The sequence below is a fragment of the Streptomyces sp. NPDC059452 genome, assembly GCF_042750035.1.
GTDB lineage: Bacteria > Actinomycetota > Actinomycetes > Streptomycetales > Streptomycetaceae > Streptomyces.
The window spans coordinates 23,154-43,674 of record NZ_JBHYVE010000040.1; the positions used below are offsets into that span (position 1 = coordinate 23,154).

At 68.7% G+C, this 20,521-nt stretch carries 22 protein-coding genes; 13 read left to right on the forward strand and 9 right to left on the reverse strand.

Going from position 1 to position 20,521, the window contains the following annotated elements; all coding sequences use genetic code 11:
- Window positions 1–117 precede the first annotated feature (117 nt).
- The gene (locus tag ACFW9Z_RS33210) at window positions 118–1,893 is read right to left on the reverse strand and encodes a regulator (RefSeq protein ID WP_384646771.1); all 1,776 of its coding nucleotides are present in this window, start codon (window positions 1,891–1,893) and stop codon (window positions 118–120) included.
- A gap of 295 nt (window positions 1,894–2,188) precedes the next feature.
- Here ACFW9Z_RS33210 and lipB point away from each other — a divergent pair, with 295 nt between their 5' ends.
- From lipB to ACFW9Z_RS33230, 4 genes are all read left to right on the forward strand, one after another.
- Window positions 2,189–3,118, forward strand: coding sequence for a lipoyl(octanoyl) transferase LipB (gene lipB, locus ACFW9Z_RS33215; RefSeq protein WP_384646773.1), 930 nt, complete (start codon window positions 2,189–2,191; stop codon window positions 3,116–3,118).
- Between the two features lie 203 nt (window positions 3,119–3,321).
- Window positions 3,322–4,299, forward strand: a complete 978-nt coding sequence (gene lipA, locus ACFW9Z_RS33220) for a lipoyl synthase (RefSeq protein ID WP_384646775.1) — start codon at window positions 3,322–3,324, stop codon at window positions 4,297–4,299.
- Between the two features lie 267 nt (window positions 4,300–4,566).
- Window positions 4,567–4,767 (forward strand): hypothetical protein, encoded by a 201-nt coding sequence (locus ACFW9Z_RS33225; protein ID WP_364784965.1) that lies wholly within the window; start codon window positions 4,567–4,569, stop codon window positions 4,765–4,767.
- A 30-nt stretch (window positions 4,768–4,797) separates the two neighbouring features.
- On the forward strand, window positions 4,798–5,505 hold the full coding sequence (locus ACFW9Z_RS33230) for a DUF4191 domain-containing protein (RefSeq protein WP_384646777.1): 708 nt from the start codon (window positions 4,798–4,800) through the stop codon (window positions 5,503–5,505).
- A 163-nt stretch (window positions 5,506–5,668) separates the two neighbouring features.
- On the opposite strand, the gene ACFW9Z_RS33235 is transcribed toward ACFW9Z_RS33230, so the two are convergent.
- Window positions 5,669–6,076, reverse strand: coding sequence for an RDD family protein (locus ACFW9Z_RS33235; RefSeq protein WP_384646838.1), 408 nt, complete (start codon window positions 6,074–6,076; stop codon window positions 5,669–5,671).
- Window positions 6,077–6,421: 345 nt separating this feature from the next.
- On the opposite strand from ACFW9Z_RS33235, the gene glnA reads away from it, so the two are divergent.
- A complete protein-coding gene (glnA, locus tag ACFW9Z_RS33240) occupies window positions 6,422–7,831 on the forward strand; it encodes a type I glutamate--ammonia ligase (protein ID WP_384646779.1) in 1,410 nt (469 codons plus the stop codon).
- A 1,236-nt stretch (window positions 7,832–9,067) separates the two neighbouring features.
- Here glnA and ACFW9Z_RS33245 read toward each other — a convergent pair.
- Window positions 9,068–9,301, reverse strand: coding sequence for a hypothetical protein (locus ACFW9Z_RS33245; protein ID WP_384646781.1), 234 nt, complete (start codon window positions 9,299–9,301; stop codon window positions 9,068–9,070).
- On the opposite strand from ACFW9Z_RS33245, the gene ACFW9Z_RS33250 reads away from it, so the two are divergent.
- The 3 genes from ACFW9Z_RS33250 to ACFW9Z_RS33260 all read left to right on the forward strand — a co-directional run bounded on the left by ACFW9Z_RS33250 (window position 9,300) and on the right by ACFW9Z_RS33260 (window position 11,659).
- A complete protein-coding gene (locus ACFW9Z_RS33250) occupies window positions 9,300–9,971 on the forward strand; it encodes an HAD hydrolase-like protein (RefSeq protein ID WP_384646783.1) in 672 nt (223 codons plus the stop codon). The two genes, ACFW9Z_RS33245 and ACFW9Z_RS33250, sit on opposite strands and share 2 nt — an antisense overlap.
- A gap of 246 nt (window positions 9,972–10,217) precedes the next feature.
- On the forward strand, window positions 10,218–11,228 hold the full coding sequence (locus ACFW9Z_RS33255; RefSeq protein WP_384646786.1) for a macro domain-containing protein: 1,011 nt from the start codon (window positions 10,218–10,220) through the stop codon (window positions 11,226–11,228).
- The gene (locus tag ACFW9Z_RS33260; protein ID WP_384646789.1) at window positions 11,228–11,659 is read left to right on the forward strand and encodes an HIT family protein; all 432 of its coding nucleotides are present in this window, start codon (window positions 11,228–11,230) and stop codon (window positions 11,657–11,659) included. Before ACFW9Z_RS33255 ends, ACFW9Z_RS33260 begins: the two co-directional genes overlap by 1 nt.
- A 576-nt stretch (window positions 11,660–12,235) precedes the next feature.
- Here the strand turns inward: ACFW9Z_RS33260 and ACFW9Z_RS33265 are convergent.
- The 3 genes from ACFW9Z_RS33265 to ACFW9Z_RS33275 are packed head-to-tail and all read right to left on the reverse strand — an operon-like array spanning window position 12,236 to window position 14,453.
- Complete coding sequence (locus ACFW9Z_RS33265) at window positions 12,236–12,901, reverse strand: DUF5753 domain-containing protein (protein ID WP_384646792.1); 666 nt, start codon at window positions 12,899–12,901, stop codon at window positions 12,236–12,238.
- Window positions 12,880–13,440 (reverse strand): peptide deformylase, encoded by a 561-nt coding sequence (locus ACFW9Z_RS33270; RefSeq protein WP_384646841.1) that lies wholly within the window; start codon window positions 13,438–13,440, stop codon window positions 12,880–12,882. Before ACFW9Z_RS33270 ends, ACFW9Z_RS33265 begins: the two co-directional genes overlap by 22 nt.
- A gap of 5 nt (window positions 13,441–13,445) precedes the next feature.
- Window positions 13,446–14,453 carry a multiprotein-bridging factor 1 family protein gene (locus ACFW9Z_RS33275; protein ID WP_384646794.1) on the reverse strand — a complete coding sequence of 336 codons (1,008 nt, stop codon included), beginning with the start codon at window positions 14,451–14,453 and terminating at the stop codon, window positions 13,446–13,448.
- 113 nt (window positions 14,454–14,566) lie between these two features.
- Between ACFW9Z_RS33275 and ACFW9Z_RS33280 the strand changes: the two genes are divergently transcribed.
- The 5 genes from ACFW9Z_RS33280 to ACFW9Z_RS33300 are packed head-to-tail and all read left to right on the forward strand — an operon-like array spanning window position 14,567 to window position 19,097.
- Window positions 14,567–15,724, forward strand: a complete 1,158-nt coding sequence (locus ACFW9Z_RS33280) for a glycosyltransferase family 1 protein (protein ID WP_384646796.1) — start codon at window positions 14,567–14,569, stop codon at window positions 15,722–15,724.
- Window positions 15,721–16,425 (forward strand): hypothetical protein, encoded by a 705-nt coding sequence (locus ACFW9Z_RS33285; RefSeq protein ID WP_384646799.1) that lies wholly within the window; start codon window positions 15,721–15,723, stop codon window positions 16,423–16,425. Before ACFW9Z_RS33280 ends, ACFW9Z_RS33285 begins: the two co-directional genes overlap by 4 nt.
- Window positions 16,422–17,657: a glycosyltransferase gene (locus tag ACFW9Z_RS33290; RefSeq protein ID WP_384646801.1), complete on the forward strand. Its 1,236-nt coding sequence runs from the start codon at window positions 16,422–16,424 to the stop codon at window positions 17,655–17,657. The genes ACFW9Z_RS33285 and ACFW9Z_RS33290 overlap by 4 nt, the downstream gene beginning before the upstream one ends.
- Complete coding sequence (locus ACFW9Z_RS33295; RefSeq protein ID WP_384646804.1) at window positions 17,651–18,562, forward strand: glycosyltransferase family 2 protein; 912 nt, start codon at window positions 17,651–17,653, stop codon at window positions 18,560–18,562. Before ACFW9Z_RS33290 ends, ACFW9Z_RS33295 begins: the two co-directional genes overlap by 7 nt.
- Before the next feature lie 4 nt (window positions 18,563–18,566).
- Window positions 18,567–19,097, forward strand: a complete 531-nt coding sequence (locus tag ACFW9Z_RS33300; protein WP_384646806.1) for an AAA family ATPase — start codon at window positions 18,567–18,569, stop codon at window positions 19,095–19,097.
- Window positions 19,098–19,224: 127 nt separating this feature from the next.
- Here the strand turns inward: ACFW9Z_RS33300 and ACFW9Z_RS33305 are convergent, their stop codons facing one another.
- From ACFW9Z_RS33305 to ACFW9Z_RS33315, 3 genes are all read right to left on the reverse strand, one after another.
- The gene (locus tag ACFW9Z_RS33305; RefSeq protein WP_384646809.1) at window positions 19,225–19,368 is read right to left on the reverse strand and encodes an HGGxSTG domain-containing protein; all 144 of its coding nucleotides are present in this window, start codon (window positions 19,366–19,368) and stop codon (window positions 19,225–19,227) included.
- A gap of 147 nt (window positions 19,369–19,515) precedes the next feature.
- Window positions 19,516–20,082: a GNAT family N-acetyltransferase gene (locus ACFW9Z_RS33310; protein WP_384646811.1), complete on the reverse strand. Its 567-nt coding sequence runs from the start codon at window positions 20,080–20,082 to the stop codon at window positions 19,516–19,518.
- 67 nt (window positions 20,083–20,149) lie between these two features.
- Window positions 20,150–20,509, reverse strand: coding sequence for an HGxxPAAW family protein (locus ACFW9Z_RS33315; protein WP_384646813.1), 360 nt, complete (start codon window positions 20,507–20,509; stop codon window positions 20,150–20,152).
- Window positions 20,510–20,521: the final 12 nt, after the last annotated feature.

Sequence of the window (20,521 nt, forward strand, 5' to 3'; positions counted from 1 at the left end):
GGGGGGGGGCCGCGCGGGGGGGGGGGGGGGGGGGGGGGGGGGGGGGGGGGGGGGGGGGGGGGGGGGGGGGGGCCCCCCCGGGGGGGGGGGCCCCCCCCCCCCCCGGCCGTCTCCGTCTCAGCCCAGCGCCGCGACCCGGTCGCGGTAACCCCGTACGGCGGCGGCGTCCCGGTACGGCTCCAGGCTGCGCTCGAAAGCGCGTACGTACTCGGCGGCCCGGACCGAGCGCATCTCCGACGCCTGCTGGGCCGCCTCGGCCCCCAGCTGGCACGCCTGGTCCAGCTCGCCGAGGCCCAGCCGGGCGGAGGCGAGCACCACCCGGCAGAACAGCCGGCTGCGGGCGTACGCCGGGGCGCGCAGTTGGAGCGAGCGCTCCGCGTGCTGGGCGGCGGCCCGGTACTGCTGGAGGTCCCGGTGGCAGTGGCCGAGCTCGTGGGCGAGCTGGGCCTCGTCGAAGAGGCGGGCCCAGTGCGGTGCCTCGTCCCCCGGACGGGCCACCTCCAGGGCGTGTTCGGCCCGGGTCAGCGCGGCGGTGCAGGCCCGCGCCTCGCCGAGGATGCCGTGGCCGCGCGCCTCGACCGAGTGCAGCAGGGCCTGGACGAGGGGCGGGGCGGCGGAGCCGATGCCCTGCTGGGCGACGCGGGCGAGCTGGACGGCCTCCCTGCCGTGGCCGAGGTAGACGGCCTGGCGGCTCATGGTGACCAGGACGTACGCCCCGTACCCCCGGTCCCCGGCGGCCTGGGCGAGCCGCAGCGCCTGGACGAAGTACCGCTGGGCGAGGCCGTGGGCGGCGATGTCGAACGAGGTCCAGCCGGCCAGCCGGGTCAGGTCGGCGACCGCGGCGAAGAGGCGGCGCCCGGTGGTCTCGCCGTAACTCCCCCGGAGCATCGGCTCGGCCTCGTGCTCCAGATACCGCACGAGGGCCTGGCGGGCGTGGCCGCCGCCGTAGGTGTGGTCGAGGGTGCGGAAGAGCTCGCCGACCGAGCGCAGCGCGGCGACGTCCCCGCCGCTGACCCGCTGGCCGGGGCCGCGCTCGGTCTGCCGCTGGCGCGGGACGACGGGCAGCGCCCCCGTCCCCGTACCGGACACCGCTCCGGGGGCGGACAGGGCGGCGCCGGAGGGTTCCCCCGGGGAGGGCGGCGCGGCGCCCGGGGCAGGGCGTCCGGCCGGGCGCAGAAGGCCGCCGGAGGCTCCGGGGCGGGGCACGCCCCGGAGGTCGGAGCGCAGGGCCCCGTCCGTACGGCCTGGTTCGGTACGGCCCTGATCGGCACGGATCGGTTCCGCGCGGCCAGGTTCCGTACGACCCAGTTCCGTACGGCCCAGGTCCCTGCGGCCCTGTTCCGCGCGGCCCTGTTCCGTACGGCCGGGAACACCACCGGCTGTACCGGCGGCGCCCGGCCTGCGGTGCGGCGGGACGGGCGGCCGGTCCGCACCGCCGTCGCGTGCCACCCACTCGTCGGCGCGGCCGATCAGCCAGTCCCGGCTGGGGACGACGAGACCGGCGGGGGTGAAGGCGATCTTGCGGAGCTCGGTGTGGGTGCCGGAGTCCTTGCGCCACAGGCCGCTGACGATGTCGACGGCCTCGGCGGGGGTGGCCGCGAACTCCAGCCCCGCGTAGACGGGCGCACAGGCGTCCAGCCCCAGGTCCTGCGCGGAGAGCCGCCGCCCGAGCCGCCGGGTGAAGACCTCGGCGATCAGGGCGGGGGTGGTGCCGCGCGGCTGCTGCCCCCGCAGCCAGCGGGTGACCGAGGTCTTGTCGTACCGCAGGTCCAGTCCGTGTTCGAGGCCGAGCTGATCGACCCGGCGGGCGAGGCCCGCGTGGGAGAACCCGGCTTCCGCGATGAGTGAGGCGAGGCGGCGGTTGGGCGTGCGCTGCGGGGGTCGTTCCGACATCAGCTGTACGGTCTCCTGCCTTCGGGGGCCCGGGCAGCCCCTGGGGAACGGCGCGAATTTAGCGTCCGGCGGGGCGGTCGGAGACACCCTTTGCTCCACGTTCATCCGATCGTGTGAGGATTGTGGACAGAGCTGACGGCGGCGTGCCGATGCCCATGCCCATGCCCTCTCGCCCTGCCGGTGGGCCGGCCGGGTGACGGTCGTACAGTGGTTGCGGGCGCGATCAGTGCAGGGTGCCGTCATCCCGGGGACACCCCTCGGGGCACACGGCGCCCGACGTAGGGAGGCATCTGTCGTGAGCGAGCTGCGGTTCGTCCGTCTGGGCTTCGGTGACGAGGCGGTCGAGTACCAGGAGGCATGGCAGAAGCAGCGTGAGGTGCACGCGGCCCGGTTCGAGGACCTGGTACCGGACACCTGCCTGCTGCTGGAGCACCCGCCCGTCTACACGGCCGGCCGTCGTACCGCCGACAGCGAGCGGCCGCTGGACGGCACCCCGGTCATCGATGTGGACCGGGGCGGGAAGATCACCTGGCACGGCCCGGGGCAGCTCGTCGGCTACCCCATCCAGAAGCTGCCGCGCCCGGTCGACGTGGTCGCGCACGTCCGCCGCCTGGAGGACGCGCTGATCCGTACGGCCGCCGACTTCGGGGTGGAGACCTCGCGGGTCGAGGGCCGCAGCGGGGTCTGGGTGCTCGGCGACCCGGTCGAGCAGCGGCAGATGCTCGGCGGGCTCTCGCTGGACTTCGACCCCAGGCTCCAGGACGAGGAGTTCGACCCGCGGCTGAACGGCCCCGAGTACGCTCCGTCCAACGCGGGCCAGCGCCGCGAGGACCGCAAGCTGGCCGCGATCGGCATCCGGGTCGCCAAGGGCGTGACGATGCACGGCTTCGCGCTGAACGTGAACCCGGACAACACCTGGTTCGACCGGATCGTGCCGTGCGGCATCCGGGACGCGGGGGTCACGTCCCTCTCGAACGAGCTGGGCCGGGAGATCACCATCGAGGAGGTGCTGCCGGTCGCCGAGAAGCACCTGCGGGACATCCTGGAGAACGCGGAGCTCGCGCCCCGCGTGATCGAACGGCCGGCCGGGCAGTCGGCGGGTCGACCGGTCGAGGAGCCGGCCGGGCAGCCTGTCAGGCCGTCGGTCGAAGAGTCGGCCGGTCAGCCTGTCAGGCCGTCGGTCGAGCAGTCTGCCGGGCAGCCGAAGGCGTCGGCCCCGGCGTGAGGAGCCCCGGCCGTACCAGTCAGTAGCCCAGCCGGGGAATAGGCCCCGTCGGCCGCAGGTTGGCCAGACGTAAGGCCGTTCGATGTGGGGGCGTACCCTGGGGTTGGCCGAAGAATCGAAAGCGAATCCCTCGCGCATCGCTCGCGTCATCCCACGCGAACCCGACGCGAATCCAACGCAGCAGAGAGCAAAGGGGAGCCGGAGTGTCCGCTGTCGCACCCGACGGGCGCAAGATGCTGCGCCTGGAGGTCCGGAACAGCCAGACCCCCATCGAGCGCAAGCCCGAGTGGATCAAAACGCGGGCGAAGATGGGCCCCGAGTACAAGCAGCTGCAGACGCTCGTGAAGGGCGAGGGACTGCACACGGTCTGCCAGGAGGCGGGCTGTCCCAACATCTTCGAGTGCTGGGAGGACCGCGAGGCCACCTTCCTCATCGGCGGCGACCAGTGCACGCGGCGCTGTGACTTCTGCCAGATCGACACGGGCAAGCCGCAGGCGCTGGACCGTGACGAGCCCCGCCGGGTCGGCGAGTCCGTCGTCACGATGGACCTGAACTACGCCACCATCACCGGCGTCGCCCGCGACGACCTGGAGGACGGCGGTGCCTGGCTGTACGCGGAGACCGTGCGCCAGATCCACACGCTGACCGCCGAGCGGGAGGCGGGCGCGACCAAGGTCGAGCTGCTGATCCCCGACTTCAACGCGGAGCCCGGGCAGCTCGCCGAGGTCTTCTCCTCGCGCCCGGAGGTGCTCGCGCACAACGTGGAGACGGTGCCGCGGATCTTCAAGCGCATCCGCCCCGGTTTCCGCTACGAGCGGTCCCTGGAGGTCATCACGCGGGCCCGCGAGGCCGGTCTGATCACCAAGTCGAACCTGATCCTCGGCATGGGCGAGACCCGCGAGGAAGTCAGCGAGGCGCTCCAGGACCTGTACGACGCGGGTTGCGAGCTCATCACGATTACGCAGTACCTGCGCCCCTCCGTACGGCACCACCCGGTCGAGCGCTGGGTGAAGCCGATGGAGTTCGTCGAGCTGAAGGACGAGGCCGACGCGATCGGCTACTCCGGTGTGATGTCGGGTCCGCTGGTGCGGTCCTCGTACCGCGCGGGGCGTCTCTTCCAGCAGGCGATGGAGGCGCGCGGCGCGGTCGCGGGAAGCGTGCCGGCGGCCCAGGCCGTGTGAGTCCGCTCACCTGGCGGTACCGATCAGTAACCGCATGACCGAGGCGGCTCGTACGCTCACCGCAGGTGAGGGACGCGTACGGGCCGCTTCGGCGTGCGAGGGGTCGGAATGAAGGGTTCATTGGTGTTTGACCGGCCGGTCACGCACTGGTAACACCAGACAGTGACCCTAGGTACACGTGCGGCGGCAGCTCCCACGGCGCCGCCGTCACCGCTTCCCGTACTCAGTCCGCGCCCCGTGGCGCATCCACTCCGAGGGGGAGACACCATGCAGGCCGCACCGGTCCGCGCCCACGCACTTCCGTCCGTCACCACCGCCCTGCGCGCCGTCGAGTCGCTGCTGCTGAGCGGCGGCCAGCGCACCGCCCGCCGCAACGCCTGGACGGCCGTCCTGGAGGACCGCCGCCGGGCCAAGGACCGGGTGGAGTCCCCGTACGTACCGGATGCGGTGGCCGACCACCGTTCCTAGGTCGCTTCCACGCCACGTAAACTTCGGTACATGGCGAGGAAGGCAAAAACCGAAGGCGCGGACAGCGCCGAGAACGCAGGGCGGCTCAAGCAGATCGCCCTGACCTACAAGATGACCAGGCGGTCCGACAGCAAGATCGGGCTCATCGTCGCGGGTGTGGGAATCGCCACGTTCGGTGTTCTCCTCGGCATCGGCTTCGTGATCGGTCACCCGGTCTACCTGGGCATCCTGGGCTTCGTCCTGGCCGTCCTCGCGATGGCGATCATCTTCGGACGACGAGCCGAACGAGCGGCCTTCGGGCAGATGGAGGGCCAGCCCGGAGCGGCGGCCGCCGTCCTGGACCGGATCGGCCGCGGCTGGACCACGACCCCCGCGGTGGCGATGAACCGCAGCCAGGACGTCGTACACCGCTCCGTGGGCAAGGCCGGCATCGTCCTGGTCGCCGAGGGCAACCCGAACCGGGTGAAGGGCCTGCTGGCGTCCGAGAAGAAGAAGATGGCCCGCATCGTGGTGGACGTCCCGGTCCACGACATCATCGTCGGCAACGGCGAGGGCCAGGTGCCCCTGAAGAAGGTCCGCACCAAGATGCTGAAGCTCCCCCGCGTCCTGACCGGCCCGCAGGTGACCACCACCAACGACCGGCTGCGCGCGATGGGCGACCTGATGAGCAACATGCCGCTGCCGAAGGGCCCGATGCCCAAGGGCATGCGGATGCCGCGCGGCGGAAAGATGCGCTGACCTCAGCCGGACACGTACGCGGACGTACACGACGTACGACATACGCGGAGACGGCCCCGGACCGATGAATGGTCCGGGGCCGCTGCGTTCTCCAGAGCTTCTACGGGTGGGCGTCTTCAGGGTCCCTACAGGTGAGCGTTCTCCAGGGTCTCCACGGGAGAGATCACATCCGGACCTGTACGGCGCGGCCGAGCCGGTCGTGGAGGCCGCGCCCGTCGCGGTCCCAGACGAGGGCGGGGATGACGAGGAGGAGCAGGACGGTCCGTACGAGGACCCGCCCGAAGCCGAGACGGCCGCCGCCCTCGGACACCACGCGCAGTCCCAGGAGGCGCTTGCCGGGGGTGCAGCCGACGGTACCGACGGTGAGAGCGCTCATGAGCAGGAAGATGCCGAGCGCCCAGTTCCCCGCCGCCTGCTGGTCACCGCGGGCGAGCAGCCCGTATGCGATCACCATGCAGAGCGACCAGTCGATGAAGAGGGCCCCGAAACGACGGCCGAGCGGCGCGATGGCCCCCGGCCCCCCCTCGGGCAGCCCGAGCCGCTCGCCGCGGTAGCCGAAGTCGGCGCCCATCTCCTCGGCGGCCGCGCGGGGCCCCGAGAGCCACGATCCGATTGCTTGCCTGTTGTCCACCCGTCCACGGTACTGCGCCCGTGTCTGGCTCCGGCCGGGCGGGGCACGGAACCGAGTGGGGAACGGAACCGGGCGGGGAACGGAACCGGGTGGGGCACGGAAACAGCCGCACGGAGGCAGCCGCTGAGATGCCGCCCGACCCCGCCCCGGTTAACTTGGGCGAAACAAATGGGTCATGCTTGAGAAACCACGCCTGCCTATGGTCGGGTCCAGCGTGTGCCACCGCACTGGCCGCACCACGAGCTACAACCCCGTCCCTCGCGGGCCGGGAGTAGGAGGAGTTGGATGTTCCAGAACGCCGACGAAGTGCAGAAGTACGTAGCGGACAACGACGTCAAGTTCATCGATGTCCGGTTCTGTGACCTGCCCGGGGTGATGCAGCACTTCACGATCCCGGCAGCGACCTTCGACCCGGCCGAGGAACTCGCCTTCGACGGTTCGTCGATCCGCGGATTCCAGGCGATCCACGAGTCCGACATGGCGCTGCGTGCCGACCTGTCGACGGCTCGGGTGGACCCGTTCCGCCGTGACAAGACCGTCAACATCAACTTCTTCATCCACGACCCGATCACGGGCGAGCAGTACAGCCGCGACCCGCGCAACATCGCCAAGAAGGCCGAGGCGTACCTGGCCTCGACGGGCTTCGCGGACACCGCGTACTTCGGCCCGGAGGCCGAGTTCTACGTCTTCGACAACGTCCGCTTCCAGACGTCGGCGAACGAGAGCTTCTACCACATCGACTCCGAGGCCGGCGCCTGGAACACCGGGGCGGAGGAGAACAACCGCGGTTACAAGGTCCGCTACAAGGGCGGCTACTTCCCGGTCCCGCCGGTGGACCACTTCGCCGACCTGCGTGCGGAGATCTCCCTGGAGCTGGACAAGAACGGCCTCCAGGTCGAGCGCCAGCACCACGAGGTCGGCACCGCCGGCCAGGCCGAGATCAACTACAAGTTCAACACGCTGCTCGCCGCGGCCGACGACCTGATGCTCTTCAAGTACATCGTGAAGAACGTCGCCTGGCGCAACGGCAAGACCGCGACCTTCATGCCGAAGCCGATCTTCGGTGACAACGGCTCGGGCATGCACGTCCACCAGTCGCTGTGGCAGGGCGGCTCGCCGCTCTTCTACGACGAGGCGGGCTACGCGGGCCTGTCGGACATGGCGCGCTACTACATCGGCGGCATCCTGAAGCACGCCCCGTCTCTGCTGGCCTTCACCAACCCGACGGTGAACTCCTACCACCGCCTGGTCCCCGGCTTCGAGGCCCCGGTCAACATGGTGTACTCGCAGCGCAACCGCTCCGCCGCGATGCGCATCCCGATCACCGGCTCGAACCCGAAGGCCAAGCGCGTCGAGTTCCGCGCCCCGGACCCGTCCTCCAACCCGTACCTCGCCTTCTCGGCGCTGCTGATGGCGGGCCTGGACGGCGTCAAGAACAAGATCGAGCCCGCCGAGCCGATCGACAAGGACCTCTACGAGCTGGCCCCCGAGGAGCACGCCAACGTCCAGCAGGTCCCGACGTCCCTCCCCGCCGTGCTCGACGCACTGGAGGCGGACAACGAGTACCTCCAGGCGGGCGGCGTCTTCACGTCGGACCTGATCGAGACCTGGATCGACTACAAGCGCACGCACGAGATCGCCCCGATCCAGCTGCGCCCGCACCCGCACGAGTTCGAGCTGTACTTCGACATCTAGGACCGCCACAGGTCAGAGGGCTTCTCCTCTCACCTGGGCCGTCTGTGGGCCGTCGGCCGTATCCCTCCGGGGGTGCGGCCGACGGCCTTTTCTGCTTCCGTCACACCGCGACGGGCACTGCTCCGCCGTCGCCGTCGCCGTCCTCGCCGTCCTCGGCGGCCGGGCCGAAGCGCGTGCATACCGTGCTCTCGCGACTGCTTGAACCTCTCCCCCGGCAGACGATCCGGGATGACGCCGGCGGAGACGAACCCATCGGGCGTCTTTCACGAGAGCGTGACCTCGATGGGCGGGCGCTGAGTGATGTGCCGGGCCAGGACGCGGGCGACTACTTCCGGCGACTACTTCCGGCAAGGGCGCCTCCCTCGACTTGCCGCCCTTGGGCAGAGCGAATACGAGGGGAGATCCCACCATCTTGACCTGTCGGACGACGTGGACGGTTCCTCCGAGGAAGTCGACTTCGTCGACGGCCAATCCGAAGACCTCCCCTTGCCTCAAGCCGCATCCGGCAGCGAAAACGACGATCGCCTTGTATTGCTGCGGAAGCTGCGGAAGCCCTTCCCTGACGGCAAGGGCCCGTTCACGGGTCCAGGGCTTGAGCTTCCTGGCGTCGAGCTTCGGGGCACGAACTGATCCAGCCCGGCAGGCGTTCCGGGCGATGATCCCGTCGTCCACGGCCGCGGCGAAGGCAACGGAGACATTCGCGAACCTTCGGGGCCGCGAGGGCGGTCCAGTGGCTTTGGGTGAGGGGTTCGTTTGGGGCTGGTCGGGGGTGGTGGGTAGGGTGCGTGGGCCCCGGGTGCTCGCAAGTTCGGGGCTTGGACCGGCGGTCACGCTGGCGAGCGCCTGACATGGTCAGGATCGCCTCAGGGCGGGTGACCGCCGGTCCCCCGGGCGACGGGGTGGTCAGCGGGTGCCGTCGCGGTGGAGGCGGGCGGCGGTGTTGCAGAGGTGGCGGCCGATCCGGATGCGTTGGCCGGTGGCCTTGCAGCGGCGGCAGTGCTTTGAGCCTCCCGGGCCTCCTGGGCCTTTCTCCGGGGTTTTCGCAGGTGGGGCGCTGGTGGGTGTGGCATCTAACGCCAGAGGCCCCGGGAGGGCAGCTCGCATCCCGCTTTCCGTCAGGCTCCGCAACCTTGTTGGTGAGGTGAGCGCGGGTGAATCCGATGCGGTAGATGGTCTTGCCGTTGATGCGGCGCCCGACCTGGCCGGTGCTGATCCCGTACGGCTTGAGCAGCGTGGTCAGGTGTGCGGCCCGTTCAGCGGGCTCCATGTCCGCCCAGGGGCCGTGGGTGTCGGGGCGGAGTTCGGCGAGGCGGTCGACGCGGTTACGTCGTTCCACGGCCGCGGCTCCTTCTCCGGTGTCACCGCGAGGATGTCCCTCAGCAGGTCGTAGGAGGGGGTGTTGGTCTCGGAGGTCTCTCCGAGGGCGTAGCCGGTGAGCCTGCCGCGGCTTCGGGCTGGGATGCACGACATGATGGTGAGCTTCACTCGGAGCATCACCGACACGATGCATGAACTCAGCGTGCTCGGGCTGGTGAGCAAAGCGAAAGTCAGTGTGAGGGTCCACAGCGGCACGCAGTTCTTCAAGCTCTACCTGATCAACCAGGACGACGCCTTCTTTGGGTACTACCCGATCCGGCCCAACAAGGTGGTCGCACAAGGGGAAGCCATAGAGATCTATGACCTCGTGGGGGCGGACGCCACGCTGTTCCACTGCTCGATGAACGAGGGGGAGTCGTCCAGCGGTGCTCAGCAAGTAAGCCAGGCACGCATGTGGTTCGACCGCTCTCTGGGGGACAAGGCATACGGCACTGACGATCCGCTGGAGGTTCTTCGTCCGGCTCCGCAGGGTGGGGAGGCTGCTTCGCGGAGAGTCGAGGATGAGTTGACCGAAGCCGAAGGAAGTGCCGTCCGGACGGCGGGTCTGCCTGTCTCAGGTGCTGTGGCTGCGCTCGAAGCAGCCCATGCTTCGGGCCGGAAGGTCGCCATCGTCAGCAACAACTCGGCCGCGTGCGTCCGGACCTTCTTGCTCCTCCATGGGCTTCAGCACCTGGTGGACGCGGTTGTGGGGCGTGCCTCGTATCAGCCGGAAGCGATGAAGCCCGCCCCTGGCTCAATTGCCGATGCTCTGGGCCCGCCTTAGGAACAGGCCGAACGTGGCCGATACGAGGAGGTACCGCCAAGAGATCGGCAGCCCGCCTCCGGCGGGGGCGCTCAGACTCCGGAATGGACGGGGCACCGTTCGCGGGTGCCGGCCGGAGCGTGGCGAGCGACGTGGGGCTCCCAGGCGAGTGGTAGGTGGGGAATCGGTCGCAGCGGGTAGTTCTCTGGTCCACCAGCCCACTCAGAGGACGCTCATCGTGCCCTGGTCCACTTCAACCGTTCAGCCGTGTCCGAGCCGCAGATCTGGCTACACTCTGGCCATCTGCTGGGTTGGCGTGGGGAGAGTCATGAGCTACCGCAACAAGACGTACGTGGCATTCGCCAGCGAAAACATCAGACTGTACCGCCTGATGGAGGCATGACGCTACGAGAAGATTTAATAATGCAACTGTCACGAGACTTTCGCAACAAGCGATTTTGGCGCGGCCTATCGATTCACATATTTGCCGCGCTCGGAATTTTCTCTGTCGCCCTCGGCTTGTTTGACATATTCTCACCGGATACGTTGGGAAAATTCAACCTACCAGAGATTCTGGCCATCCCGGCAATCGCCCTCGGCTATGCACTATGGCGATCCTGGCCTTATCCGGTAGAGGAGCACTACTCATCACCAGACACACGAGTCAGGCTCGCCACTGGCGACCTATTCGAGCAAGACGCTAATATCGTGATCGGCATGTCAGACTTCTTTGACGTCGAAACCCCACAGATTATTGCCGAAAACAGCGTGCAAGGGCAGTTTCTCAGTCGCATCTACAGGAATGACGTTTCGGCCCTCAGGGCTGACGTCTCCTCGGCGCTAGCCGGTACGACCCCGGTAGAACTTGGCGTATCAAAGCCCGGAAACTCGGATCGGTATGCGATCGGCACAGTTGCCACCATCCGTCGTCACCGTGTCCATTACTTTTGCCTCGCCTACAGCAACATGGACGGCAGCAATAACGTCTCGACTTCCATCAGCATCCTATGGGAATCGCTGGAAAGACTCTGGGACGAAGTGCGATCTCGCTCCAATGGCGATGCCATCGCCGTGCCTATCATCGGTCTCGGCCAATCCGGCATGTCAAACATCCTGCCAATCCAGGACGCAATCCGATTCCTCATCCTCTCTTTCATCTTCGCATCTCGCCGCCAGAGAGTGTGCGAGGAGTTGATCATTGTCATTCGACCGCAGGATGAAAAGCGTATCGATATGCTTGAGCTCCAGGAATTCCTGCAATCCCTAAGGAAATCCTAGTGAATCACCTTGTAGTCCCTGGGGCGTACCCTTGCGCCTTCTGTAATTATTTGAACGGCACTCGCCCCTTTACGATCCTTCACAGGGAGGATCTAGCCGCTGTCCTCATACCGCGGGAACAGCGCGGAATCTCACATGCCCTGGTGGTAACGACGCGCCACGCTCCAACCCTCTTGGACCTCCAGGAGGCTGAATCACACGCGGTAATTGATTTGCTACGAAGGACTGCAGCGGCTATCGATGCAGTCGACCAGCGGCCAGGCATCAGTGTGTGGCAAAACAATGGAGTGGATGCACATCAGGCCATTCCGCATTTCCATTTCCATGTGGCCGGGACAATTGAAGGCGGTGGTACCGATTGGCAGGAAGTTCATGAATTGAGCATCCCCGAAACGGACAGCATTGCCGATCGGCTTCGTTCGCGCTTCTGAAGCGGCCCGAGGTCCATCCAACACGTTCGATGCCGGGAACGTTGTTGGCGCCCGACCCTACGGTCCGCCCATGCGAAGAGGAGCGATCATGCGAGAGTCCGTGCACAAGGCCCGGGCGGAGCATGACGAGTTGGGGCGTGAAGCGTTCCCAACGAGAAGTTCCGCAACTTTAACGGAGTCGCTCGCAAGACGTTCGACATCGCCACTCGCCACCCGGACTACCGAGGGAAGCCCACCAACGGCGGCGCACTGGATGTCGCGGTGCTGCACGAGTTCCTTGCCCGGCCTGACGAGATGACCGAGGCCGCGCGGCTGATCCGCCAGGGCATCGCGACCGGCGAATTACAGTCCTACGCACCAAGCTCAGCGATCTCGCCCTCATCTGCGCCAACTGTCACCGTATGATCCACCGGCGCGCGCCGTGGCCGACTCCCGGGGAGCTGCGAGCCTCGATAGAGCAGAAGCATGCAGACGACAGACGCGCCGCGGCGGCGGCGCCGCAGAGCACGCTGACTGGGCGCCTGAGGCACCTGGGGGCCGCCTCCCCCAGGGCGGCCCCCAGGTCGTGCCGTTCCGTCAATCGCCCTCGGCCCCGCTCCAGAAGGACCGGGCCTTCCGCAGGAGTTCCTTGGCGTCGTCGCCGTACAGAGCAGCGCCGCTCAGCCGACTGAACGCCTCCCGGTAGAGGCCGAGTTCGGCGGGCTCGGTGACGGTCAGGGCCGAGGAGACCAGCTCGACGTGGACCCCGTCCCCGTGCAGGTTGAAGGCATGGACAGGAAGCATGTCCACGAGCGCCGTGGCAGGGATGATGCCGAGGGCGAGTGAGGGCAGGTCGATATCACGCAGGATCCGGTCGATCTGATCCCGCATGACCTCGGGCCCGCCGATGTTCGTGTAGAGGGCCTGCTCCCCGAGGACGACGTCGTAACGGTGCTCGCCGTCGTACAGCACCTGCTGCCGCCGCGTCCGCTTGGCCACCCCTGCGGGAACGTCGTTCGGAACCCCGAGGAAGTCGACGACCTGCCCCAGGATCACGGTGGCGTACGCCTCTGTCTGGAGTGTTCCCCAGATCATCGTCGGTACGTAGGCCTGCCCGTGGGGCGTCTCCTGGTACCAGCGGATCACTTCATCCTGAACTGCTTCGGTACCTGAGGACAAGCGCTCCTGCCACGGCACGGAACTGGTCACTGTGTCTCCTTCCTCCTGGGCTCTTCTTGAACTCACGACTGGTCGTACGCCCATGCCTGCCCGCTCTGCCGGTACAGCTCCACAGGAATCGGATCGACTCCAGCCCTCATACGGGCGGAGTACAGCAGGCCGGCGAGGTGGTCGATCTCGTGGTGGATGAGGCGTGCGAGGCCGCGCTCGTACATCGTGGTCACGGTTTCGCCGGTATGGGCCGTGGTCTCAACCGTGATCTTCACGGGGCGGGGTACGAGGCCCCGTACGTCGAAGAAGCTGAGGCAGCCCTCGTAATGCTCGTCCGTTTGGTCGGAGCCTTCGGTGATCCGTGGGTTGAGCAGGATGATGGCGGGCCCGTCGCCCGGCGGCTGGACGACGGCGGCCGCTCGGCTGATGCCGATCTGTGGGGCTGCGAGGCCCATGCCCTTGGCGAAAGGGTGGACCCGGCCGATGCGGTCCATGGCGGCGAACAACTCGTCGACGACGCGGTCGGCTTCGTCTCGCTCAGCAGGCAGGTCGAAGGCGCGGGCCGGCTCGGTGAGGATGGCGGCGCCCTGTTGCACGACTCCGAGGTCTCGCATCCGCTGGCTGGGCCGCATGTCCGTCACCTGAACTCCCCTTGGTTCGTCTCGGGTTCGGGCTGTACCCGGAACCGCCATTCGAGACGGTACCGAGCATGCAGTGCGGGCGTGGTCGTGATCCACGTGAAAGTCCGCTGTTCACCGTCGTCACTGCGGATGGGTGGGGTGCGCAGCGGGGATGCTTCGGCGGTCATGGAGGTCTCCGTACCCCAGACGATGGGGTCGAGGGCGGCAGGGAAGGCGAGTTGGACTTCCAGTTGCTCGGTGGGCAGTCGTACGGCTCGCTGAAACCAGTTGCCCCACTTCTCGTGGCTCACGGTGTACGCGTACTCGATCCAGACGGACTCGCCCGGGTAGAGGGGGAAGCGGCCGTGGTCGTTGTCGAAGAGCAGCCACACTTCCTTGAAGGCATCGCGGTCGTGCTTCGCCTGCCACCGCATCGACTCCCCCCGGCAGGTGGTGGTGAGGTCCAGTTCGTCCCAGGTCAGGGGGTGGGCTCGGTAGTGGGCGTTGGACTGCTCGGGGTCGCCGGGGTAACGGTCGACGGAGATGCGGATCAGGTAGCGGGTCACCGGCTCGGTGCCGGTGTTGCGCAGTAATCGGCGCATGGTGAGCCGGTAGGAGTGCCCGTCGTAGTGGAGTGAGGCCGCGTCGTGTTCGACGACGAGGGCGGATTCGGTTGCGTAGGGCTGCTCGGGACGGCGAGGGGCCGGCGAAGAAGACATGGGGCTGGTGCGTGCCCGCGCCTTCTCGTACTCACGCCATCGTCGCCAGATGGCCTTCCCCGCGTTCAAAGCCTCGTCGGCGAGCCGGGCGAAATCCTCGCTGGGTTTGTGGCGGCCCGACTCCACGTGGCTGACGTAGGACGGGTCGAACCCCATCGCCTTGGCCAGAGCCCGTTTGGACATGCCGCGCACCTCGCGCCAGCGTGCCACTTCTGCTGCGAAGTCCTCGGCCGCCTGGTCAGCGGTGATCTCTTCGCCCTGCGTGTCCATCTGAGAACCCGCCCCCGCGTAATGGTCAGTGAGCATGAATGAACCGTGAGTGATCCCAGTTCATCATCCCGTCACTGCCTGTGTCGCAGGTTTCCTTCCCTCATCACCCCGGATCAACCTGTCCGGGCAGTTGAGGGAGGCAACACTCGATGCACATGCTGTACCTGCTCAACATCTCCAACCCTGATCGGTTGTCCGCGGATTCAGGGTGGATCTTCGCCGACCTGCTCGCTCCGGCCCTGGTGGATGCCGGAGCGAGCGTGACCGTCGCCGCGCCGGCAGCGGTCGGAGACGAACGCTGCGGTTTCTACCTGACCGGGGTACCAGAAACGAAGTACCGGGCGCGGTTCTCGTCCGACCTCGACGAGCTGGTGGGCCTGATCCGGGAAGTGCGGCCGGACGTGGTGGTGGCGAACCAGATCGAGGAGGCTGCCGCGCTACGAATCGCCCTGATGGAGGCCGGATCGAACGCGCTGCTGGTCGGCTACTGCCACTATCTTCCGTTCTCGTTCGCTGCCGAGGGGCGGCTCCTGCTCGACCCCGCCATGAACGACGCCGGAATGGGCAGGCCCGTACTGTTGTCGTTCGCCGCCGGGTTGGCCGCTTGCGACCGAGTGCTGGTCCACTCAGGAGTGGCCGCGTCCTGGGTGTCCGCCGCTGCCGCCCGGATGACGGTGGGTCTCGATGACAAGCTGCGGGTCGTACCCGCTCCCCGCGACGAACGGCTCGTTCGGGACCCCGCCCATGCCAAGCCCGAGTACCGCGCCGGCTCGATCGGTGTCTACAACCACCGGCTGTACGCGCACTACGGCACCGAACAGTTCGTGGATCTGGCCCGGCACCTCGCCGCTTCCGGGACGGTCCGGCTACGGGTCATGGATCTCTTCGGGCCGCGCCGCTCGGAGCGGAAGAGCCTGGACGACAGCCCCGAGCGGATGCGCGACCAGCTCGCCGCCCTGCCTCACGTGCAGCTCGTGTCCGACCGGGGTGACCGACTCCGTTACAAGAACCTGCTGGCCGGCGCCCGCTTCGGTGTCGCTCCGTTCCGCCCCGGCTGCCCCTGGTCGATGAGCGTGATCGACTGCCAGGGCATGGGCCTGCCGGTCATCGCGCCCCGGCTGGGCTGGTTCGCCGAACACATCGACCCCGAGCTGTGCTTCACCACAGCGGCTGAAGCCGTCGAGCTCGCCGAACGCCTCGCCACTGACGATGAGTTCCATGCCGTGCACGCCAAGCGCGCTTACGCCTCCACCGTCGATCTCACACCCTCACGGGTCGCCGCAAGCTACTTGGAGGCCCTGTCGTGAAGCTTTTCGACGCCGTTTTCCTGTCGTACGACGAGCCGATGGCCGACGCCCTGCACGCGCGGCTGCAACGGACTCTTGGAGGTTCGGTCAAGCGCCTGCATGGGGTGCACGGGATGCGCAGGGCCTACCGGCTGTGCGCCGAGGTCGTGGACCGCGAACAGTTTCTCCTCGCCGACGGGGATTTCGCGATTGCCACTGACTTCGATGTGGCTGCGGTGGAGCCCCTGAACGAGGGGGTGTCCATGCGGGTGTGGCGGGCGATCAACCCGGTCAACGGCCTGGCTTATGGATACGGCGGGCTCAAACTGATCCGCCGCAGCGCCCTGCGCGAGATGGGCCAAGCCGTGGATGTGCTCGCTGCCCTGCCTGGACAGATCGAGTTCGCCCAGCAGATCGCGGGGATCACGCGGTTCGATCAGAGCCCTTTCCACGCGTGGAAGGCAGGATTCCGGGAGTGCGCGATGCTCGCTCGCGGCAGCGAGTACGGCATGGCCGACGCTGACTCCCGTCGGCGGGTGGAGGCATGGGCCAACAGCCGCAGCGGCGAATTCGCTCCGTACGCCGCCGCCGGGGCTCGCGAAGGGGTCGCCTTCGCCAAGGAATTCACTCGTGCCTCCGGACGGTTCGGCCATCTCAACGACCCCGTGTGGCTACGGGCTCGGTTCGCCGCTGCCCACGGGGACCAGGCGGTGGCCGGGTGACCGGCCCCTTGGTGCTGATCGAGCCGTACGCCGACCGCCTGGGCGGGCATCACCAGCGCACTCTGGTGGCCCTCGCCCAGGCGCGGCCTGGCAGCCTGGTAGTTGCCCCGCGCGGGATCGCCCGCGAGGCGGTGGCGGCGCTGCGCGAGGCCGGTGCACAGCTGGTGACCGCACCGGCCGGGCACCAGGCGGCCGTTCTCCTGGCCGCCTCCCGGGTCGCGGCCGGGCTCTCCCGGGCTGGGTTGCGGGTCTTCCGCTCGCACCGTCGGCCGCGCTTCCTGCGGCGGGTGCCGCACCAGATCACCCTCATCGCCCGGTGCCTTGCGGAGGCGTCGGCCCTGCGGACCGCCCGTCGGCTGGAGTCAGGTGCTGAGGCGGTGGTGATCCTGAGCGCGAGCGAGGCCCTGCACGGTGCCGCCGCCCTTCTCGGCGGACTGCCGCACCTGCGGTTCGTCCACGAACAAGTCACCACTGAGGGCGCCGCCGTGCGGTTCCTCGGTCGGCTCGCCCGCCGGGGCGAGAGGCTGGCCACGGCGGTGTGCCCAACCTGGGCGGTAGGTGATCGGTTCACGGCAGCCTTCCCCGACCTGCCCGTGGTGGTGCGAGCCTTCGCGGTCGACGACGGCCGGCGCCTCACCGACGCCGAACGCGAGGGCGGCCGTACCGCATTCGGCATCCCCACCGGCCAAGCCGCGGTGTGCTTGGTCGGCGGCTGGTGGCCCTACAAGGGCATCGGAGTCGTCGACGCCGCCCTGCTTCTGCTGAAGGAGCCGCTGCACCTGGTGGTCACCGGCGTCCCGCTCGACGAAGCTGTACTCGCCCGATGGCGTGACCTGCCGAATGTCCGCCTCCATACGGTGCCGGGCCCGGTCAGCGAATCGGTGCTGCGGCTGGTCTACGCCGCCGCCGACGCAGCTCTCGTCACCCGCCACCCCGGCGTCGGCAAGGAGTCCGGGCTCGTCATGGACGCAGCCCGTCTCGGCGTACCCCTGGTCGTCTCCGACCACGACCCCGGTCTCACCGCCCGCCTGAGCGGCCGTGCCTGGGCCCTGGCCTTCGCCGCCGGCGACCCGGACGCCCTCGCCGAGGCCCTGCACAACGTCATCCGTCAGCCGCCCGAGCGGCCCGGCATCGACACGCCCCACCTGTTGGGGATGTGGTCGGCCGCCAGGCAGGCCGACTTCCTCGCCCGCACCTTCGCCTCACTCCGTACGGAGAAGTCCCCATGCTGAGAACCTCTCCCACGCTGATCGCCGTCGTCGGCCCCACCGAGCCTCCGCTGCTGGCCGCCTGGGTCCGCCACTACCGGTGGCTGGGCGTCGAACGGTTCCTGATCGCCTTCCACTTCCCCGAGCACGTGCCCGACCAGCAGCGGCACGAACTCCAGGCCGCCAGCCGCGAGCTGGGCATCATCCCCACCGGCACCAGCACCGGTCCCTGGCACGAACACACCAACACCCAGCTCAGAGACGCGCTGCGGCACCAGGCCGGCCCCGGCTGGCATCTGCTCGCCGACGCCGACGAGTTCCAGCAGTACCCCGCCCCGCTGAGTGAGGTGATCGCGCAGGCAGAGAAGTCCGGGCACCGTGTGGTGGGCGGCCTGCTGCTCGACCGGGTCACCGCGAGCGGGCGCCTGACCGGCTGGAGGCCCGGAGGCGGACTGGATCTCGCCTATCCCCTCGGCGGGCACCTCACCCACCGGCTCCTGCACGGGGACCCGCGCAAGATCGTGCTCGCCCGCCACGATGTCACCGTGGCGGGCGGCAACCACAGGGCCCCCGGGCAGCGCCCGGATGCCGACCGCATCTGCGCGGTTCACCACTTCAAGTGGCGCTCGGGCATTCTGGACGACCTCCGCCGCAGGGTCGAGCACTTCTCGACCGGCACATGGGAGGAACAGACCCCGGCCGTACGCGACGAGGCGAGCCGGCTCCTGTCGCACGTCCACCGGCACGGCGGCGTGATCGACATCGGCGACTCTCTGTTCGTCTTCCGCCGGGTGAGTCTGGACCGCATGCCGTTCGACTGGCCCAGTGAGGCACGCAGCATCGTCAGGAGCTGGCGACCGCACATCGCGCGCCACCCAGGATGGGAGACAATGCAGGCACCCACGCACAGCTCCGCGCGGAAAGGATGACCGCGTGTCCCTCGCCGTTCTCCTGGCCGGCCTCACCGGCTCCGGGAAGACCACCGTTGCCCAAGCCCTGGCCGTCCATGGCTACACGCGGCTGTCCGTGGACGAAGAGGTGCACCGCCTTCACGGCCGTTACGGCGTGGACTACCCCGAGCACACCTACTTCGAGCGCGAACGGCCCGTGGTCGAGGCGATCCGGGCACGGCTCGTCAAGGAACTGGAGGCCGGGAACGATGTCGTCCTGGACCACGGGCTATGGCGGCGTGCCGAGCGCGACGCCTGGCAGCAGGCCGCCCGTGAAGCGGGCGGCCACCCGGTCGTGGTCTACCTCCCTGTCGGCCGGGAAGAGCTGCTGGGGCGTCTCGCCGAGCGCAACCGGCGCGAGGACGCCAACGCCCTCACTGTCACCCCAGAAGCCCTCGACGACTTCTTCGCCCGATTCGACCCTCCGGCCGACGACGAAGAGGCCATTGCCTACACCGGAGACTTGGACGCGCTCGTGGTGGCCCTTCGTGCGGCCGGACCCACGCAGGTCTGACGGCGCCCTGTCCCTGCTCGTCGTATCCGCATGGCACTGAACTGGTCACGGCGTCCTTCTGTCTGCCCGGTCGGGCGGATCGGCATGTCCGGTCGTACGCCCGCGTAGTCGTACGCCCGCGTATGAGTCAGCGCTTCTTGGTCTTCTTCTTCTGTCGTGGTGTCCACTCGCCCCGGTGCAGTTGGCATCGGGAGTAGCCGACCATCGCCGGGTTCCGGCACGGTTTGCCGGTCTTCGTCTTCAGCGATCCGCACGTGACCTGCTTGCCCATGGGCCCTCCCGCGCCGTCGGTCGGTGCACTGAGGGCAGTGTCAGGGGCGGGCGTGTTCCGTGTCCGTCGCGCCGTGCGTTTCGGCTGGTTCCAGGGGCGGGGCGGCCGGAAGCCGACTCGTCCTCAGTGGGTCAGTGGGTCAGTGGGTCAGCGCAGCGAAGGCCTCGTCCGGCCCGCCCAGTACTCGTCCGCCGTGATGCCCAGCAGGACCACGTCGTGGTAGGTGCCCGCGAAGAACTCGTGCTGGCGCAGGCGGCCCTCCTCGACGAAGCCGAGGCTGCGGTAGAGGGCCAGGGAGGCGTCGTTGAAGGCGTAGACCTCCACCTCGCACTTGTGGCAGCGCTGTTCGGCGAACATGTAGGTGAGGACCAGTTCGGTGGCCTCGGCCGCGTACCCCTGGCGGCGGTGTTCCCGGGTGACCTCGATGCCCGTACGGAAGCGGCCGGCGCGGGCGTCCGTCTCGCCGACCGATACCGCGCCGACGAAGGCGTGCTCGAAGCGGGTCTCGATGACCAGGTGGTACGCGGACGGGTTCGGGGTGCGGCCGGCGCGTTCGGCGGTCCAGGCGCGGAAGCTCTCGTCCGAGCGCGGGGGTTCGACCACGTCGGCGTTGCGGGCGTCCACGGTGTGCAGGGCCAGGGCGCGGAAGCCCTCCCAGTCCGATGGTTCGATGCCTCGGAGGCGTACCCTCTCGCCGGTCCACAGGTCGCTCACCGTGCTCCCCCAGCCCCGGGGCGACGGACGGCGCCGGGGCCGCCCTTCCGCGTGATCGCCTCGGTCGTCATCCGGTCAGGGTAGGCGCAACCGCCGCGGTGCTCGGTGCCTTTTCGGGCGAGGGCTTCCCCCGGCCCGCCAGGCGGCAGCCCAGGCAGTCGGGGTGGCCGTGGCGGGCCGTGCGGTCCCGGACCCTCCAGGGCCATGCGCTCTCCGGGCGCGGGCCGCTCGGTTTGCCCCAGCCCGCGAGGTGGAGCAGCCAGGTCAGCAGTGCCGCCCCGAGCGTGATGGCGGTGCCCGCGAGGGCCAGGGGGGCGGAGACCGCCGCCACCGCCGTGCCGAGGACCGTGCAGCCCACCACGGCCGTCGCCGTGCCCGCCCAGCCGGCGACCGTGTGGCCCATGTCGACATGGCCGTGTGCACTCATGACTCTCCCTGG

Bases quoted from the DNA above. Each gene is read 5' to 3' on its own strand.
- ACFW9Z_RS33305 (WP_384646809.1), bottom strand. From the start codon at position 19,368: ATGGGCAAGCAGGTCACGTGCGGATCGCTGAAGACGAAGACCGGCAAA.
- ACFW9Z_RS33210 (WP_384646771.1), bottom strand. From the start codon at position 1,893: ATGTCGGAACGACCCCCGCAGCGCACGCCCAACCGCCGCCTCGCCTCA.
- ACFW9Z_RS33250 (WP_384646783.1), top strand. From the start codon at position 9,300: ATGATGGTGAGCTTCACTCGGAGCATCACCGACACGATGCATGAACTC.
- ACFW9Z_RS33265 (WP_384646792.1), bottom strand. From the start codon at position 12,901: ATGGGCGTACGACCAGTCGTGAGTTCAAGAAGAGCCCAGGAGGAAGGA.
- ACFW9Z_RS33295 (WP_384646804.1), top strand. From the start codon at position 17,651: ATGCTGAGAACCTCTCCCACGCTGATCGCCGTCGTCGGCCCCACCGAG.
- ACFW9Z_RS33235 (WP_384646838.1), bottom strand. From the start codon at position 6,076: ATGGGCGCCGACTTCGGCTACCGCGGCGAGCGGCTCGGGCTGCCCGAG.
- ACFW9Z_RS33245 (WP_384646781.1), bottom strand. From the start codon at position 9,301: ATGTCGTGCATCCCAGCCCGAAGCCGCGGCAGGCTCACCGGCTACGCC.
- ACFW9Z_RS33225 (WP_364784965.1), top strand. From the start codon at position 4,567: ATGCAGGCCGCACCGGTCCGCGCCCACGCACTTCCGTCCGTCACCACC.
- ACFW9Z_RS33230 (WP_384646777.1), top strand. From the start codon at position 4,798: ATGGCGAGGAAGGCAAAAACCGAAGGCGCGGACAGCGCCGAGAACGCA.
- ACFW9Z_RS33280 (WP_384646796.1), top strand. From the start codon at position 14,567: ATGCACATGCTGTACCTGCTCAACATCTCCAACCCTGATCGGTTGTCC.
- ACFW9Z_RS33270 (WP_384646841.1), bottom strand. From the start codon at position 13,440: ATGCGGCCCAGCCAGCGGATGCGAGACCTCGGAGTCGTGCAACAGGGC.
- glnA (WP_384646779.1), top strand. From the start codon at position 6,422: ATGTTCCAGAACGCCGACGAAGTGCAGAAGTACGTAGCGGACAACGAC.
- ACFW9Z_RS33275 (WP_384646794.1), bottom strand. From the start codon at position 14,453: ATGCTCACTGACCATTACGCGGGGGCGGGTTCTCAGATGGACACGCAG.
- ACFW9Z_RS33315 (WP_384646813.1), bottom strand. From the start codon at position 20,509: ATGAGTGCACACGGCCATGTCGACATGGGCCACACGGTCGCCGGCTGG.